We start from the raw sequence: 13,904 nt of genomic DNA on the forward strand, positions 1-13,904 counted from the left end.
ATTTTTCTGGAGCCCTGCATGACAACGACGGTCCTGGTATTGGTCGAAAGTGTTAACGAGTATTTGCCGATTCTGGAAAACAGTGGTTTGCGGTTGATCCTCGCGCCCACGCCAGCGATGCGTGCCGAGGCGATTGCAACGCGTGGCACGGAAATCACCGCAGTGCTGACGCGCGGGCCGTTAGGGTTTGAAGCGCACGAGATGGACGCGTTGCCCGACTTGAAGATCATTTGTGTGATCGGTGCCGGTTATGAGCGTGTCGATCTGCCTGCTGCCGAAGCCCGAGGCATCGTGGTGACCAATGGCGCCGGGGTGAATGCACCGACGGTGGCCGATCACGCGATGTCATTGCTGCTGTCCATCGTGCGCGACATTCCCCAGGGCGATGCGTCGGTGCGCCGCAGCGAGTGGCGCAAACTGACTCGACCATCATTCGAGGGCAAGCGTCTGGGAATTCTGGGTCTGGGCGCGGTTGGCATGGCCATCGCGCGTCGAGCGGCGGGCTTCGACATGCTTGTGAACTATCACAGCCGCACGCCGCGCACTGATGTGGATTACACCTACTGTGCGACGCCACTGGAATTGGCCAGTGCTTCGGATTTCCTGATTGTCGCCACGCCTGGCGGGGCGGCTACCCAGCACTTGATCGACCGCACGGCCCTCGATGCGCTGGGGTCTGATGGGTTTATCGTGAACATCGCCCGGGCCAGCGTCATTGATACCGAGGCGTTGATTCAGGCCTTGCAGCAGCAGCGGATCGCCGGCGCGGCGCTGGACGTCTTCGATGACGAGCCGCAAGTGCCCGATGCGCTCAAGAGCTTGAACAATGTAATCCTCTCACCGCATGTGGCCGGGCTGTCGCCGGAAGCGTCCCGTGGGACTGTGCAGCTGGTGGCGGATAATCTGCTGGCATTCTTCGCCGGCAAGCCAGTGTTGACGCCGGTGCACAGCTGATCGGTTGTGTTGCATTTGCGTTGTTTCGTCCATAAGCCCGATGGATCTGTACAAGCCGTGCGCCGGATAAATGCCCAGACTCTGCTCATCGCCTGATTCGATCAGGCACTGCCCTCCAGGAGAGGACCATGAGCGAGTTTGTCATTGCACCTGTTGAAACCCCGTCGCTGGCTGTCGAGGGCACCAGCAGCCGCTTCCCCATTCGCCGGGTGTTTTGTGTCGGTCGCAACTATTCCGAACATGCCCGGGAAATGGGTCACGATCCGGACCGTGAACCACCATTCTTCTTCATGAAGCCTGCCGATGCGGTGGTTGCCGCCCAAGGCAGCATCGCCTATCCGCCGCTGACCCAGGATCTGCATCACGAAGTGGAGTTGGTCGTGGCGATTGGCAAAGGCGGTGTCGATATCGCGCCGCAAGACGCCTTGGATCATGTCTGGGGTTACGCCGTCGGCCTGGATTTGACCCGGCGGGACCTGCAAGGTCTGGCGAAGAAGGCCGGTCGGCCGTGGGAATGGGGCAAGGCGTTCGATCAGTCAGCACCGGCCACGCCGCTGGTGCCGGTCAGTCGCATCGGTCATCCGGAGAAAGGTTTGATCTGGCTGGACGTCAACGGCGCAGAGCGTCAACGCGGGGATTTGGCGGATCAGATCTGGTCAGTCAAGGAGGTGATTGCTTATATCTCCCAGTCCGTGGCGCTCAAGGCCGGCGACCTGATCTACACCGGCACGCCAGCAGGCGTTGGTGCGTTGCAACCTGGCGATGTGCTCACCGGTGGCGTCGAGGGCATCGGTGAGTTTTCCCTGACCATCGCCGCGCGCTGAAGCACGACGAATCCCTTGGTCCGACCGTTGCCCGTGCACTACCATGCAACGGTCTCGGCCCAGCGAATCAGGTGCGTCACCGATGGTCAGTCTGTCCAGCATCCCTACCTACGATATGCAGCAGCGCAGTGATCGCGACGATTTCTATATCCGTGACAAGTCCGCCCGGCCTGCGCTGACGACGCCCCATCGGCATGAGTACTTCCAGATCCAGATCAACCTGGGCGGCGACACCGTGCAACACATCGGCGGGGCGGTTCGACCATTCCCGCGCAATACCCTGGCGTTCATCCTGCCGCATCGACTGCACGTGATTCCCCATCCTGAAGACGGGAATTTCATGTTGATCAATTTTTCCCAGGATTTTCTGCTGCAACACCTGCACTGCGATCCGCTGGACCTGGAAGACGTGCCCATGGAACAAGCCCCGGAACTGGCGCCGTTTCGCTTTCAGGAATACCTGGATTTCATTTTCGATGACCACCAGTTCGCCAGGCTGCAAGGCTTGCTGCAAACCATGCGCGACCTGGACCGTACGCGCCAGTTGGGCACTGGCATGATGTTGCGCGGCTGCCTGTTGCAATTGATTGGGCACGTCTGCGATCTCTATCAAGACCCATTGATCGCGCTGTCCACGGGCAAGGCGCACAAACGCGGTCGGCGCGATGCCTTGGGCCGCGTCATGGATTACATCCGCCAGCAGATCGATAACCCGGCCATCAGTTTGAAGGATGCCGCGGCCGCAGCCTTTCTGTCGCCCAATTACTTGACCCATCTGTTGCGCAAGGAAACCGGCAGCAGCTTCTCGGAGCTGGTGCTCGAACGGCGCATGCGTCTGGCGCGCAGTCACTTGAGCAACAGCACCCAACCCATCAGTCATATCGCCCAGGCCTGTGGTTTCGCCGATGAAGCCTACTTTTCGCGGCGGTTTCGCCAAGTGAACGGCATACCGCCGGGGCAGTTTCGCCGGCAGCTAAAGGCCGGATGCCATTCCTGATGGCTGGGGCAAGCGAATCCCCCGCGTCAACTCGGTAAACAACGCCGACACCGAGCGCAGCGCCCGGCAATCCGGGCGGGTCAGCAGCCACAGCGCGCTGTCATAACCGGCCAGAGGTTCACCCAGCGTTTGCAGCTGTGGACTGTTGGCCAGCTGAAAATCCGGCAACGCTGCAACGCCCATTCCCGCTTTGACCAACTCAGCCACGGCCATCATCGAACTGCACCGATAGGACAGATTGATGCCGGGCAATTGCTGGCGTCGCCAGGTGACGGTGGGATGGTCGGGGAGAAAATCGTCGGGGGCGATCCAGTCCATGAGAGCGGGCTGGTCATGACCGATCCGCTGCAGGTAATCGGTGCTGGCGCACAGCACGTAGGACACCGTTCCGAGCCGGTTGCCCACCAGATGCTCCGGCGGGCTGGTGGTCAGGCGCAGAGCAATGTCAGCGTCCCGGCGGCTGAGGTTGGCGAACGTGCTGGAGGTGTTGAGTTCCAGCTTGAGGGCCGGGTAAGCGGGCATGAAACGCGTCAGCGCAGGCAACAACAGGCTTTGCAGCACCGCTTCGGTACAGGTCAGGCGCACCGTGCCGCTGACCACTTCGCGACCCTGTTCCAGGCCGATTTGCGCCAGTTCCAGCGCTTGCTCCGCATCTTCGGCCTGCCTGGCCAGCGTTAGCGCGGCTCCGGTCGGCCGGTACCCGGTTCGCGTCTTGTCGAACAACGCGCTGCCCAGTGCAGCTTCAAGGCGCCGCACCGAGCGGAATACCGTGGAAACATCGACCTTGAGCAGTTCGGCGGCCCGCGCCAGCGTCTTGCCCCGCACCAGCGCCAGAATCAATGCGAGGTCTGAATGATTGAGGCGATAGTGCGTGGGTGCATTGATCACTTGTCTGAATGCCAATTTTGCTTGCGTGAACGCCAGCATATAGTCCCGGGCAGGCAATCAACAATAGATCGCCATCATCAGGGAGCAGGGCATGGAGCGGGTGAGTCAGGCAGGTGAAGCAGTGCGCGTGGCCTTGGTCGGGGATTACAACGCAGGTGTGCCCGCGCATCGGGCCATTCCGTTGGCGCTGGAGCTGGCGGCCAGCGCCGCGAACGTGCAAGTGGATTACAGTTGGGTGCCCACGCCGCAGGTTCAGGATGGCGCCGGGCTGGCCGGCTTCGACGGAATCTGGTGTGTACCGGCCAGTCCTTATCTGGACATGAACGGCGCGCTAACGGCGATTCGCTATGCCCGAGAACAACCGCTGCCGTTTCTGGGTACATGCGGTGGCTTCCAGCATGCGTTGATTGAATACGCGCGCAACGTATTGGGCTGGCAGGACGCCGAACACGCGGAAACCGCGCCTGAATCAGCCAACGCGATCATCACCCCGCTGACCTGCTCACTGCTGGAGGTTGTCGCTGAGATCCGTTTGCTCCCCGGCTCCTTGATTGCCCAGGCGTATGGAAAACTGGATGTCGCCGAGTGCTATCAATGTCGCTATGGCTTGCGGGCGGAACTGCAAGAGGCGCTGTTTGCCGGGGCGTTGGGGGTGAGCGGCCGGGATAAAAACGGCGAGATTCGCGCCATCGAACTGCAAGGCCATCCGTTTTTCGTCGCCAGCCTGTTTCAGCCCGAACGAGCTGCTCTGGCGGGAAGTCTGCCGCCGCTGGTTGCAGCTTTCCTGGGTGCCTGTCTGGAATCCCGTCGTCGCTGATCACGCCCCAACGAATTGCTTTAAGGCTATTTGAAAAAACCGACGTACAGACAACGCTTCTGTAAATGGCGGGGTAGGGCTATCGTCCTCTACATACTGTTGCCATGAGCCGGGGAAGTTGCATGCTGAGTCGTCTGTTGGGTCGAGTGTTGCGCGGGCGCAGTGCGACCGAAAACAAACTCATCTGGAATCAGAAAGCCGTGTCATTTGCGCCGGTCAATATTGACCTGCGCAGCCCGGCATTCGGGTCGATGGAGCAGATTCCAGCGTCTCACGTGGGGTCGGCAGCCGGCGGTAATCTATCGCCTGCGCTGGAGTGGACAGGTTTGCCGCCCGGTACCAAAGAGCTGGCATTGATCATCGAAGATGGCGATGCCGCGCTGCCGTTTGCCTTCGTGCATGCCATTGCCGTCGGTATCACGCCGCAACTCAACGGCTTGCCGGTCGGCGCCTTGAGCAGCGCTTCTCGTGGTTTGCTGACGCTGGGGCGCAACAGTTTTGGCAGCATCACCTATTCAGGACCCAGCCCGCTGCCCGGCCACGGCCCGCACCGCTACAGCTTCCAATTGTTAGCACTTGATCGTGTCTTGTATTTCGAAAGTCCTCCGAACCGAACGCAATTGCTTCGGGCGATGGCGGGCGCGGTCATTGGTCGAGGCCGACTGGACGGGGTTCATGAGCGACCTTGAATCGTCCAGTAATTACACAGTGAGTGTCGCAATGCGCCAGGCTGTGCCAGCATTCCGGTCTGTGCCACTTCCGACTGATGTTTCCCGGCAGGAAATTTTATGAATCACCGCCCCGATACTGCACCTGAGCTGCACATTCCCGACAGTTTGCGGGTGCCACCCAAAGTGCTGTGTCACGCCACCAGTTTGCGCAAGGCAACCCGGCGTATTTCCCAGCTTTACGATGCCGTCATGGCGCCCAGTGGTTTGCGTTCAACCCAACGCTCGATCCTGATCCAGATCGCCCGCCACCAGGCCCCGGCGTTGACAGAGCTGGCGGCGATTCTGGTGATCGATCGCTCGGCGCTTGCGCAGAATCTCAAGCCCCTGGAGCGTGACGGGTTGGTGTCGGTGGAAGTCGATGCCGACGACCGACGCAGCCGTCGTGTGCGGCTGACCCAGTGTGGCGTGGATAAACTTCTGGAATCCCAGGCGTTGTGGGAAGAGGCCCAGCAGTGTTTCGAAACCCGGCTCGGCAAACAGCAAGCCTGTGAACTGCGGGAGTTGCTGGGCACGGTTGCGGCCCTGGATTACGGCGATGAGGCGCTGGATTAGCCCGCGTTACCACGCCCGGCACAGGCATGTGCCAGGCGTGGTCGCAGACTCAGGTCAAGGCATCATTGGCGGGATATAGCTCAACGTGGTGCCCAGCGCCCATAACAGAAACAGTACCAGCGGCGTGTGCACCAGCAGCTGCACGAACGAAAAACCGATCAGGTCGCGGGCCTTCAAGCCCAGAACGCCCAGCAGCGGCAGCATGTAGAACGGATTGATCAGGTTCGGCAAGGCTTCGGCAGCGTTATAGATCTGCACCGCCCAGCCCAGGTGGTATTGAAGTTCGTTGGCGACCTGCATGACGTAAGGTGCTTCGATGATCCATTTGCCACCACCCGACGGGATGAAGAAGCCCAGCACTGCCGAATACACCCCCATCAGCAACGCATAGGTGTCGTGGGAGGCAATGCTGGTGAAGAACGTCGAAATGTGATGCGCCAGGGTTTGCGCATCGCTGCCTTTGACCGTCGTCATCAATGCTGCAATCGAGCCGTACAGCGGAAACTGAATCATCACGCCCGTGGTGGTGGGCACGGCGCGGGTGACGGCGTCGAGAAAGCTGCGTGGACGCCAGTGCAGCAGCGCGCCGAGCATGATGAACAGGAAATTATAGGTGTTCAGCCCGGAAATCGCGGTAATGGCCGGTTTGGTCGAGAACTCGTTGAACAGCCAGCCGGACGCCAGCAACACCATCAGGATAATCAGCAGCGGACTGTATTCCAGCCATTCGCCGGGACGGCTGCGCGGGGGCAGGGCTGGCAGACTGAACGCCGGATCGACGCCGCAGGCCTGGGCATCCTTGGCGCTGTTCGGGCCGGGCGCCGTGGCATAGGCCACCACCAGCGACACGATGACCAGCACCGCCAGCATCACGCCGGACTGCCAGAGGAAAATCGTTTCGGTGAATGGGATGACCCCGGTAATGGCCAGGATCGACGGCGGCAGGCTGCCGGGGTTGGCCTGCAATTGCGCTGCCGAAGAAGAAAGCCCCAGTGCCCAGACCGCGCCGAGGCCCAGATACGCCGCAGCCCCGGCCGCCCGATAGTCCATGCGCAAGTCGGTGCGGCGGGCGAGCGCGCGCACCAGCAGACCGCCGAAGACCAGCGACAGGCCCCAGTTCAGCAAGGAGGCGACCATGGAAATCAGCGCTACCCAAGCCACAGCCGAGCGGCCGTTTTTCGGGATACGCGCCAGACGATCGATCAACTTGACCGCTGGCGGTGAGCTGGCGACGACATAGCCGCCGATCACCACGAAGGCCATTTGCATGGTGAACGGAATCAGGCTCCAGAAACCGTCGCCGAATGCCTTGGCCGCTTCGGCGGGGCGGGCACCCATGGCCAGGGTCGCAACGGTGACGATGACCACCGCCAACGCAGCAAATACCCAGGAATCAGGGAACCAGCGTTCCGCGAATTTTGCGCAACGCAGGGCAAATCGGGCATAGCGGCTTTCTTCGATGTCGGCGGCCACAGGGCTTACCTCTTGTAATTATTTTTGGAGTGTTGAACGCATTGTAGGAGCCAACTTGTTGGCGAAGCGTTGCGTCTGGCACACCGCCTCGCCAACAAGTTGGCTCCTACATTTTTTGCAAGCAGTTAACGAATCAGAAAGTCATTTCCACGACATCATCCGGAACGATCAACTTGCCAGCGGTCTTGGCGATGATTTCTTCCACGCTGACCCCAGGCGCACGTTCGCGCAGGATGAACGCGCCGTTGTCGATTTCCAGGTAAGCCAGGTCGGTCAGCACCTTGCGAATGCAGCCCGCGCCGGTCAGCGGCAGGCTGCAACGGCTCAGCAGCTTGGACTCGCCGTCCTTCGACGCGTGGGTCATGGTGACGATGATGTTGTCGGCGCCAGCCACCAGATCCATGGCGCCGCCCATGCCTTTAACCAGCTTGCCGGGGATCATCCACGAAGCGATATTGCCTTCCACGTCGACTTCGAACGCGCCCAGCACGGTGAGGTCCACGTGGCCACCACGGATCATGGCGAAGGATTGTGAAGAGTCGAAAATCGATGCGCCGATGCGGGCGGTCACCGTTTGCTTGCCGGCATTGATCATGTCGGCATCGATGGTTTCTTCGGTAGGAAATGCGCCCATGCCGAGCAGGCCGTTTTCCGATTGCAGCATCACGTCGATATCGTCAGGCACGTAGTTGGCGACCAGGGTCGGAATGCCGATGCCCAGGTTCACGTAATAGCCGTCCTTGAGTTCGCGTGCGACGCGTTGAGCCATTTGTTCGCGGGAAAGTGCCATGGTCTGAAATCTCTTTGTTGTTTTATCGCAGCCTGCACACGCAAGCGCCGGAAGAACGCAAAGCGATGGCGTCAGGCTTTGCGGACGGTGCGCTGTTCGATGCGCTTCTCGAAACTGCCCTGGATCACCCGATTGACGTAGATACCCGGCGTATGGATTTCGGAAGGCAGCAGCACGCCGGGCTCGACGATTTCCTCAACCTCGACCACGGTAATCCGGCCTGCGGTGGCGACCACCGGGTTGAAGTTCTGCGCGGTGTGGCGATAAACCACGTTGCCGAAGTGATCGGCTTTCCAGCCTTTGACGATAGCGAAGTCGCCAGTGATTGCCTCTTCAAGGATCACATGACGGCCATTGAACTGACGGGTTTCCTTGCCTTCGGCCACCGGCGTGCCGTACCCGGTTGCGGTGTAGAACGCGGGAATGCCGGCACCGCCTGCGCGCATTTTTTCGGCGAGGGTGCCTTGGGGCGTGAGTTCGACTTCCAGTTCGCCACTGAGCAGCTGACGCTCGAACAGGGCGTTTTCACCCACGTAGGAGGCGATCATCTTACGAATCTGCCGGTCTTCGAGCAGGATGCCCAGGCCAAAACCGTCGACGCCGCAGTTGTTGGAAACAACGGTCAGTCCTCGGACGCCCATGCGTTTGATTTCTGCGATGAGGTTTTCCGGGATGCCGCACAAGCCAAATCCACCGGAAAGCACTGTCATGTTGTCGGTCAGCCCGGCGAGGGCTTCTTGATAAGTCGCAACTCGTTTGTCGAGTCCAGCCATGATTGATCCGCCTTTTATAGTTGTGACCGACAGCCTGGACGTCGGAGGAGCGTTCGCTGCATCTTCTCTCGGGACCAATGATTTGTTAATTTTGTTTTTCTGATGAATTAATAAAGAAAGCAAATATATGAACGTGAAGCAGCTCCGAGCTTTTCTGGCTGTGGCGCAGCATCTGAGCTTCGCCCAGGCGGGGGAACGGCTGCACTTGTCTCAACCGGCCCTGAGCCTGACCATCAAGAGTCTAGAAGAGGATTTGGGTGGGCAGTTGCTCAGTCGCACCACGCGCAGCGTCAGCCTCACGCCGGAGGGCGAAACCTTGTTGCCGTTGGCGCGGCAACTGCTGGCCGACTGGGACAACGCCGAGGAGTTGCTGCGCCAGCGCTTTACCTTGCAGCTGGGCAAAGTGTCGGTGGCGGCGATGCCGTCTTTTGCGGGCAATCTGCTTCCCGGTGCACTCAAGGTGTTTCGCAGTCGCTACCCACGGGTCAACGTGGCGGTGCACGACCTGATCAACGAAGAAGTGCTGGAGATGGTTCGTCATCGGCGGGTCGAGTTGGGCATCGGCTTCGAGCCCGAGGCGGGCAATTCGCTGGTGTTCACGCCGTTCTATACCGACCGCTTCGTCGCCGTGGTGCCGCTGGATTCGCCACTTGCCCAGCGTGCCGAGCTGAGCTGGGAGGAGTTGCTGAAAGAAGACTTCATTGCCCTGCAACGACCGTCCGCAGTGCGTCTGCTGCTGGAACAGAGCCTGGAAGCGCAGCACGGCAAATTGTCGGTGGCGTTTGAAAGTCATCAACTGTCGACGATCGGACGCATGGTCGCGAACGGGCTTGGGGTCAGCGCCGTGCCCTCGCTGTGCATTCAGCAGATGCAGGAATTGGGTGCGCGCTGCATTGCCCTGGTCGAGCCGCGTATCGAGCGCCGCATCGGCCTGATGATGCTCGCCGATCACAAGCTATCGGCCGCTGCCCAGGCACTTCGGGATGTCTTGATCGAGTGTGCGCAGTCGCAACAGCCCCGGCTTGAAGCGCTCTAGTACAAGGGACGGTTGGCGAAACTGTCACAAAATTCACATTGCTCCCAAGGGCCTTCCGGTATCGTGCGGCAAAATTACAACTAAATGTTTCTGCCGAAACCCGTGAGAAGGAGTCACCCCTTTGGATGCGTCTTCAGCCGCCTGGCTTGTGCATGACACCCGTTTGATCATCTGTTGCCTGATTGCCATTGCTACGATCATCGTCCTCATCAGTGCCACCAAACTTCCGCCTTTCCTGTCGATTCTGATCGGTACGTTCATTGCCGGCGTCGGTGCCGGGGTGCCGCCAGAAGAAGTGGCCAAAGCGTTCAGCAAAGGCGCTGGCGCGATTCTGGGTGAGGCTGGTTTGATCATCGCGCTGGGGGCGATGCTCGGCGCGTTGATGGCCGAATCCGGCGCGGCGGATCGTATCGCCACCACGTTGCTGGGGTTCGGCAAGGGCCGCGCGCTGCCGTGGGTCATGGCGCTGGTGGCCATGGTGATTGGCCTGCCGCTGTTTTTTGAAGTCGGCCTGGTGTTGATGGTGCCGATCATATTTGTGATGGCCCGCCGCTCGGATCAGCCGTTGCTGAAAATCGCCATCCCGGCATTGGCGGGGATGACCACCTTGCATGCCTTGATGCCGCCGCATCCCGGTCCGCTGATCGCCGTCAGTGCATTGCATGCCGATCTGGGCCTGACCATGTTGCTGGGTTTCTGTATCGCGATTCCGGCGGTCATTCTGGCCGGCCCGCTGTACGGCAACTGGCTGTCCAAACGTCTGGATGTCAAAGAACCCGCCGAGCTGGGCGAGTTGTTTTCGGCCAAACCAACCGCCAAGCGCCAGCCGAGCTTCGGTATTTCCCTGCTGATCATCCTGCTGCCGGTGATTCTGATGCTCGGCAGCACCCTGGCGAAAGTCGTCATGGACCCGCACAGCACGGCGGCGCTGACCTTGAAGTTCCTCGGCGAACCTTTGGTTGCACTGGGTCTGGCGGTGGTAGCTGCGGTGATTTGCCTGGGTTGGGCCAACGGGATTTCCCGGGAAGATGTGGGCGGCACCTTACGTAAAAGCCTCGCGCCCATTGCGGTCTTGCTGCTGACCATCGGCGCGGGCGGCGGGCTCAAGCAAACCTTGCTGGACGCTGGGGTGAGCCAGACCATCAGCAAAGTGGCCGAGGGCGCGCATATGCCGTATTTGCTGCTGGCCTGGCTGATCGCCGTGGCGCTGCGGCAAGCCACCGGTTCGGCAACCGTGGCAACCACCACCACCGCAGGCATTCTGGCGCCGATGATGGCCGGCCTGGCGGCGACGCAAAGCTCGCTGGTGGCCCTGGCGATTGGCGCCGGTTCGGTGTTCTTCTGCCACGTGAACGACGCAGGCTTCTGGATGGTGCGCGAATACTTCGGTTTGAAGCTCAGGGAGACCATTCTGGTCTGGTCGGTGTTGCAGACTATTGTTTCGGTGGTGGGGCTGGTGGGGACGTTGCTGTTGTGGCAGTGGTTGACGTGATAAAAGTCGCGGAATGATCCTTTCGGAGGCTACTTGTTGAACAAGCATTGGCGTGGTGTTGCTAGCGCCGCGAGTCGAATTGGGTGGCACCAACAGCATCTGCGGTGTGGCTTATTAAGGTTTCGCCCTGACGGTCTAGTCCTTTTGTTTCGGCAAAAGGACGAAACCATCTGCGCTGACGTCCGGCCCCTGCTTCGCAGGGATTCCTTCGCTCCGGTGCCGTGGTGTGGGTACGCGCCGACGCGCCATCCCTGGCGCAACGGCGCTCGACCGGCATCCATGCCGGTCGCCCCACACCACGACACCTGCGCTCAGCCTCCCGACGCGCGTTTGGCGGTGTCTGCAAGATCGTTGTACGGAAAATCAAACGCAAATCCGCGTTGCGGATTTTTCTGCCTGTCTCACCGCAATCTTGGGCAGGTGAATAACGCAGGGCTCAAGGGCGACGACAATTGCGACTTGTGGACGGCCGAGCGCAGGTGTTGCGCAGTGGGGGACTCGGCAAGGATGCCGAGTTAGCCGCACTGGGCCAGGGATGGCCCTTTGCGGCGACCCACGGAGCAATGCCGGAGCGAGGGAATCCCGCGAAGCGGGACCGGACAAAGGAGCGGACGGTTTGGTTACTTTGCCAAGACAAAGTAACGCGCCGTAAGGGCGCAAAGGTGAGAGTGCGTCACTGCCGCTGCTGGATATGCCTGCGATTCTAATACTCAGCAACAGAGTATTTAGAGACCTCAGCCAGCCGCCAATAACGACTATCAAGCACGATGATTTCTGCGAAAACGGCGGCGGGCGTAGCCTTGGCTCATTCCCGAACGAGTCATCCTGGAGACTCCCATGAACCGTATTCTCGCCATTGCCCTGCTACTTTCAGTCGCTGTTGTTTCGGGTTGCTCGACCCACCACGCTGTCGAACTGCGCCCTTACACCGCCGAAGAAACCCATCAGTTGGCCCTCGAAGACCTGAACCGTCGCGGTTTGTCGTTTGACGAGTATCAAGCCCGAAAAGCCCAATTGATGGCCGAGCCGACGCTGCAAGCCGTACGGGCTTTCGACAATAAGGGTGAGATCAGCGTCGAACGTGCTGAAGTCAGTCAGGATCGTCAAGGTTGAGCCTCTATAACAGTCGCGCGCAGTTGCGGTAAATCAAAAACTGTACTGCTCCAACTTTTACCCAACTGTTCGTGTGTTTTGAACTGACGCTCCGCTAGGGTGGATGGCCTGCCCTTAACTCCACGGATCGGTTCATGACCCTCTCTTTCGATTTACTGCTGGCCTTCGCGCTGTTTGCGTTTGTCACATCGGTTACGCCCGGTCCGAACAACATGATGTTGTTGGCCTCGGGGGTGAACTTCGGTTTCAACCGTTCGATCCCGCATATCCTCGGTATCAGCTCTGGCTTTTTCAGTCTGGTGCTCGCGGTCGGCCTGGGTTTGGGGGCTGCGTTCAAGACCTATCCGTTGCTGTACACCGTATTGCGTTATGCCGGTGCCGCTTATTTGCTGTATCTGGCCTGGAAAATCGCGACTTCCGGCCCGGCTTCGGATGCCGATGGCCATGAAGGCAAACCGCAAACCTTTCTGCAAGCGGCAGCGTTTCAGTGGGTCAACCCCAAAGCCTGGGTCATGGCCGTGGGCGCGATCAGCACCTACACGCCGTTGCAGGGTTACTTCACTAACGTGGTGGTGATTTCCGCCATCTTCGCCTTGATCAACGCGCCGAGCGTATGCGTCTGGGCGGGATGCGGCAGCCTGCTGCGCAACGCCCTGCGTAATCCGTTCTGGCTGCGGGTTTTCAATGGCGTGATGGCAACCCTGCTGGTGGTGTCGCTGTATCCGCTATTGGAAAGTTGAGTCGACGTTCCTACAACGCCAGGCGCAAATGCCCACCCGCCTGCTTCTGTCGCGCTTGCACGCGATGTTGCAGGCCGAGATAGAAATGCTCCAGGCCTTCCTGTAAACGTTCGGTCAGAATTTCGTCCAGCTCCCCACCCAGTTCGTTGTCGGCATAGCGGATCTGCGTGTCGATGGCGAAAATCCCATGCAGCACTTCCTGGCATTTGAGTGCGGATAACACCGGTTTGAGCGCGTAATCCACAGCGAGCATGTGCGCGATGCTGCCGCCGGTTGCCAACGGCAGCACGACCTTGCCGTGCAGCGAGCGCTCCGGCAGCAAATCCAGCAGGGTTTTCAGCGCCCCGGAGAACGACGCCTTGTAGACCGGTGTGCCGATCAGCAGGCCATCGGCCTTTTTAACCGCGTCGATAAAGTCGATCACTTGCGGGCTGTCGAAATGCCCGAACAGCAAATCTTCTGCGTTGAAATCGCGGATGCGCAACGTGGTGACATCCACACCATGGTCCTGTAGCCAGAGGCGCGCGTGTTCCAGCACAACACCGGAACGGGATTTGAGAGCGGGGCTACCAGAGAGTGAAACGACTAACATGCGGTATTCCTTACTAAAGCGTCTGTGTCATAAAGCAGCATGCATGCCAGCTTGTTGAAGAAGACTAACCTGTTGAATTAAAAGGCTTAATGTCGCCAGCTAAACGATTGGTGAAATCTCGCAGTGCTGCCT

The 13,904-nt window shown here is 59.9% G+C and carries 15 protein-coding genes; 10 read left to right on the forward strand and 5 right to left on the reverse strand.

Annotated elements, in window-relative coordinates; genetic code table 11:
* Positions 1–18 precede the first annotated feature (18 nt).
* From CFII64_RS10830 to CFII64_RS10840, 3 genes are all read left to right on the forward strand, one after another.
* Entirely contained in the window at positions 19–954 is a 936-nt protein-coding gene (locus CFII64_RS10830) for a 2-hydroxyacid dehydrogenase (protein WP_020290814.1), read from the forward strand.
* Between the two features lie 128 nt (positions 955–1,082).
* Positions 1,083–1,778, forward strand: coding sequence for a fumarylacetoacetate hydrolase family protein (locus CFII64_RS10835; RefSeq protein ID WP_020290815.1), 696 nt, complete (start codon positions 1,083–1,085; stop codon positions 1,776–1,778).
* Positions 1,779–1,860: 82 nt separating this feature from the next.
* Positions 1,861–2,775: an AraC family transcriptional regulator gene (locus CFII64_RS10840; RefSeq protein ID WP_020290816.1), complete on the forward strand. Its 915-nt coding sequence runs from the start codon at positions 1,861–1,863 to the stop codon at positions 2,773–2,775.
* On the opposite strand, the gene CFII64_RS10845 is transcribed toward CFII64_RS10840, so the two are convergent.
* The gene (locus CFII64_RS10845; protein WP_020290817.1) at positions 2,752–3,702 is read right to left on the reverse strand and encodes a LysR family transcriptional regulator; all 951 of its coding nucleotides are present in this window, start codon (positions 3,700–3,702) and stop codon (positions 2,752–2,754) included. The genes CFII64_RS10840 and CFII64_RS10845 overlap by 24 nt on opposite strands.
* A 52-nt stretch (positions 3,703–3,754) precedes the next feature.
* On the opposite strand from CFII64_RS10845, the gene CFII64_RS10850 reads away from it, so the two are divergent.
* From CFII64_RS10850 to CFII64_RS10860, 3 genes are all read left to right on the forward strand, one after another.
* A complete protein-coding gene (locus CFII64_RS10850) occupies positions 3,755–4,480 on the forward strand; it encodes a CTP synthase (protein ID WP_020290818.1) in 726 nt (241 codons plus the stop codon).
* 122 nt (positions 4,481–4,602) lie between these two features.
* A complete protein-coding gene (locus tag CFII64_RS10855; protein WP_020290819.1) occupies positions 4,603–5,169 on the forward strand; it encodes a YbhB/YbcL family Raf kinase inhibitor-like protein in 567 nt (188 codons plus the stop codon).
* A gap of 99 nt (positions 5,170–5,268) precedes the next feature.
* Positions 5,269–5,763, forward strand: a complete 495-nt coding sequence (locus CFII64_RS10860) for a MarR family winged helix-turn-helix transcriptional regulator (protein ID WP_020290820.1) — start codon at positions 5,269–5,271, stop codon at positions 5,761–5,763.
* A gap of 54 nt (positions 5,764–5,817) precedes the next feature.
* Here the strand turns inward: CFII64_RS10860 and CFII64_RS10865 are convergent, their stop codons facing one another.
* The 3 genes from CFII64_RS10865 to CFII64_RS10875 form a co-directional block, all read right to left on the reverse strand.
* Complete coding sequence (locus CFII64_RS10865) at positions 5,818–7,236, reverse strand: short-chain fatty acid transporter (RefSeq protein ID WP_020290821.1); 1,419 nt, start codon at positions 7,234–7,236, stop codon at positions 5,818–5,820.
* A 133-nt stretch (positions 7,237–7,369) separates the two neighbouring features.
* Complete coding sequence (locus tag CFII64_RS10870; protein ID WP_020290822.1) at positions 7,370–8,026, reverse strand: CoA transferase subunit B; 657 nt, start codon at positions 8,024–8,026, stop codon at positions 7,370–7,372.
* A 71-nt stretch (positions 8,027–8,097) separates the two neighbouring features.
* Complete coding sequence (locus CFII64_RS10875) at positions 8,098–8,799, reverse strand: CoA transferase subunit A (RefSeq protein WP_020290823.1); 702 nt, start codon at positions 8,797–8,799, stop codon at positions 8,098–8,100.
* A gap of 127 nt (positions 8,800–8,926) precedes the next feature.
* On the opposite strand from CFII64_RS10875, the gene CFII64_RS10880 reads away from it, so the two are divergent.
* The 4 genes from CFII64_RS10880 (at position 8,927) to CFII64_RS10895 (ending at position 13,180) form a co-directional block, all read left to right on the forward strand.
* Positions 8,927–9,835 carry a LysR family transcriptional regulator gene (locus CFII64_RS10880; RefSeq protein ID WP_020290824.1) on the forward strand — a complete coding sequence of 303 codons (909 nt, stop codon included), beginning with the start codon at positions 8,927–8,929 and terminating at the stop codon, positions 9,833–9,835.
* 121 nt (positions 9,836–9,956) lie between these two features.
* The gene (locus tag CFII64_RS10885) at positions 9,957–11,327 is read left to right on the forward strand and encodes a gluconate:H+ symporter (protein ID WP_020290825.1); all 1,371 of its coding nucleotides are present in this window, start codon (positions 9,957–9,959) and stop codon (positions 11,325–11,327) included.
* Between the two features lie 837 nt (positions 11,328–12,164).
* The gene (locus tag CFII64_RS10890; RefSeq protein ID WP_020290826.1) at positions 12,165–12,440 is read left to right on the forward strand and encodes a hypothetical protein; all 276 of its coding nucleotides are present in this window, start codon (positions 12,165–12,167) and stop codon (positions 12,438–12,440) included.
* 134 nt (positions 12,441–12,574) lie between these two features.
* On the forward strand, positions 12,575–13,180 hold the full coding sequence (locus CFII64_RS10895; RefSeq protein WP_020290827.1) for a LysE family translocator: 606 nt from the start codon (positions 12,575–12,577) through the stop codon (positions 13,178–13,180).
* A gap of 10 nt (positions 13,181–13,190) precedes the next feature.
* Here CFII64_RS10895 and ssuE read toward each other — a convergent pair whose 3' ends face one another.
* A complete protein-coding gene (gene ssuE / locus CFII64_RS10900) occupies positions 13,191–13,772 on the reverse strand; it encodes an NADPH-dependent FMN reductase (protein WP_044901296.1) in 582 nt (193 codons plus the stop codon).
* Positions 13,773–13,904: the final 132 nt, after the last annotated feature.

The sequence above is a fragment of the Pseudomonas sp. CFII64 genome, from assembly GCF_000416235.1.
GTDB lineage: Bacteria > Pseudomonadota > Gammaproteobacteria > Pseudomonadales > Pseudomonadaceae > Aquipseudomonas.